The organism is Streptomyces sp. NPDC006476 (genome assembly GCF_040612015.1).
Classification (GTDB): domain Bacteria; phylum Actinomycetota; class Actinomycetes; order Streptomycetales; family Streptomycetaceae; genus Streptomyces; species Streptomyces griseorubiginosus_B.
Window position 1 is genome coordinate 1 of the sequence record NZ_JBEXPK010000240.1, and the last position, 2660, is coordinate 2660.

Sequence of the window (2660 nt, forward strand, 5' to 3'; positions counted from 1 at the left end):
CAGGATCTGCCGTCCGTACCCGGGCTGCGGCCTGACTCGCCGCAGCCGCAGGTGCACCATCGCGTGGACGAACTCAGCCGCATCGCGCGGTCGGCCGGGCTGCCCGAGGCGCAGTGGCGGGCGAGGGCCGATTCGGTCCGTGAGGCGGTCCGCGCGGGTGACGTGGCGCAGGCCACGAACCGTCTGGAAGAGTTTCGCATGACGGTTGAACGTGGGCTCCTCGGCCAGCGGGTGGCGGACTTTGGGTCCCATGTGGCGGGCGGGTTCTCGCGGCTTGAGCAACTGGGGGTCCCGCAGGACATCTGGCGGGCCAGGGTCGATGCTGTCGAGCGGGCCCGGCAGAGCGGCAACCCGGTGCTGGTGGACAGCGCGCTGCGCGAGTACACCGACCTCGTGGAGCGTCACCTTCCGCCGGAGGTCGTCATCGGGGAGGGCGGCAGTCGGCCCTTCGACGCACATGTCGAGCAGCTCCGCCGCGAGCTGGCCACGGTCGGCGACCCGACGCAGCGGGCCCTTCTGCAGGACGAGCTGTCGTGGCATCAGGACGTGCGGGAGCGGCTGGACCGGTTGGCGCAGTCCGACCTGGAGGCCGCCGTCATGCGGCGCCGCGCGATCGTGCAGGAAGAGCAGGCGCGGACCCCCGAGGAGGCCGCGCAGGCCCGCCAGGCGCTGCAGGAGTTCCAGCGGGAGGGCGAGCTGCGGCAGCAGTTCGACGAGCTGCGCCAGGGAAACGCCCAGCAGCGCGCCGAGGCACGGTTCGAAGCGTTGCGCAGCGCCGTCGCCCCGGACGCGCGCGCCGAGGAACTTCGCCAGCGGGTGGACACCGCCGCCACCTTGGAGGAGCGGGCGCGGGCGCTGGAGGACCTGGCCGCGCACAACCAGCTGGCCTCGCAAGAGCGGCGGCTGGCCGAGCTGCGCACGTCGCTGCCGGATCCGCACCGGGAGGAGCTGGTCCGGCAGGTCGAGCAGGCCGTTACTCCCGAGGAGGCGCGCCGGGCGGAGCGGGCGCTCAGGCAGTACATGGACCGCCGGGTCGCAGAGCAGCAGCACAGGCTCACCGAGCGGCTGCACAGTGAGGCGGACGCCCGGACGCAGGCCCAGAACGCGGATGTGCTGCGACGGATCGACGCGTCGCACGGCGGGACGCCGCAGGATCCGCGCGAGGCGGAGCTGCGGCAGCGGGTCGATACCGCCACGACCGAGCAGGAACGGTCCCAGGCGCTGCACGACCTGGCCGTGCACCGGCAAAGGGTGCTCCAGCAGCGGGTCGACAACGCGGCGACCTCCCTGGAGCGTTGGCGGGCTCTGGACGAACAGGCCGTGTTCAACAACTGGATCCCGCAGGAGCGGCGGCTGGCCGTGCTGCGCACGGCGCTGCCGGGCGGCGGCGCGCCCGAGGCGGACGTGCGCCACGCGGAATTGCTGCGCCAGGTCGAGCAGGCCCGCAGCCCGGAAGAGGCGCGCCGGGCGGAGCAGGCACTCAAGGGGCACACGGACCGCCGGATTGCCGAGCAGCAACGGCAGCTCGAAGAGCGGCTGCGTGGCAGTGGGGGGCCGCGCGGCGGGGCCGCCACCGAAGAGGCGCTTGGCAGGTTCGAGGCGCTGCGCGGCGAGGGCACCCACCTGGATCCGCGTGAGGCGGAGATGATGCGGCGCATGGAGGCCGCCGAGACTCCCGAGGAGGCGTCGAGCGCCGAGCAGGCCCTGCGCGAGTACCTCGGCACGAGGCAACAGCAGCGGCTGGCGCAGGAGCAGCAGCGGCTGGCGCAGGTCCGCGCCCACGAGCAGGAAGTCGCGACGCTGCGTGAGCGCCTGACGCGGCAGCTCACGACGGGCACGCCGGAGCAGATGGAGCGGACCCGTGAACAGCTGGAGCAGGCGCGGGCGCGCCTGACCGCGTCGCGGACCCACGACGAGATCGCCGCCGCGCTGCGCCACGAGCTCGACCGTTCGGACACGGACTCCCGGGGGGCCGACGCCGGGCCCGGCTCCGGTGGGCGGCTCGACCGGCTGGTTCAGGAGGGGCTGACGCGGCACGCCGAGCAGCAGCCGCGGCCCGGCGCGGAAAAGCCGGCCGCTCCTGGCCCAGACCATGAGGCGGAGCACTGGTCAAAGACCGAGATCGACGACCTGCCCAGCGCGCCCACCGGCCTGTTGCCGCGTTCAGGCGACCCGGCCGGCACGCCTGTCCCGGACACGCACGCGGCGGGCGACCCGACGCCCGCCGAGCGGCACCCGGACACGCCCGCGCCGTCGCACCCGACGCCCGCCGAGCCGCCCGCCGCCCCGCCCGGCTCGCGTTCGCCCGGTTCCGAGACCAGCCAGCTCCAGGCCGAGCATCCCCGCCCCGCCGCGCCCCGCGAGGAGACGGAACTGCCCTCGGTGCCGACCGCCGCGACGCGGGTGGCCAGGGCCACGATGCCCTCGCGGGTGCCGCGGATCGACGACCTGGACAAGACGCTCGCCCAGCTGGACGCGGCCGACGGTCTTCGGAGGGAACCGGTCACCGAGGTGGAGCGGCCGGCGAAGCACGCCAAGACGCAGACCGGCAACGCGGCCGACCGCGACCCGGCCGGCGACCCACCGCCCACCACGCCCACCACGACCGGGGAGGAGCCACCCCGCCAGACCGACACCGGCCAGCCCGGCCCGCACTCTCC

1 pseudogene is annotated in these 2660 nt (G+C 74.8%); it reads left to right on the plus strand.

The annotated features are described in order from the left end of the window. Positions 1–198 precede the first annotated feature (198 nt). Positions 199–2660, plus strand: a pseudogene (locus ABZZ74_RS53530) (hypothetical protein); the annotation flags it as partial.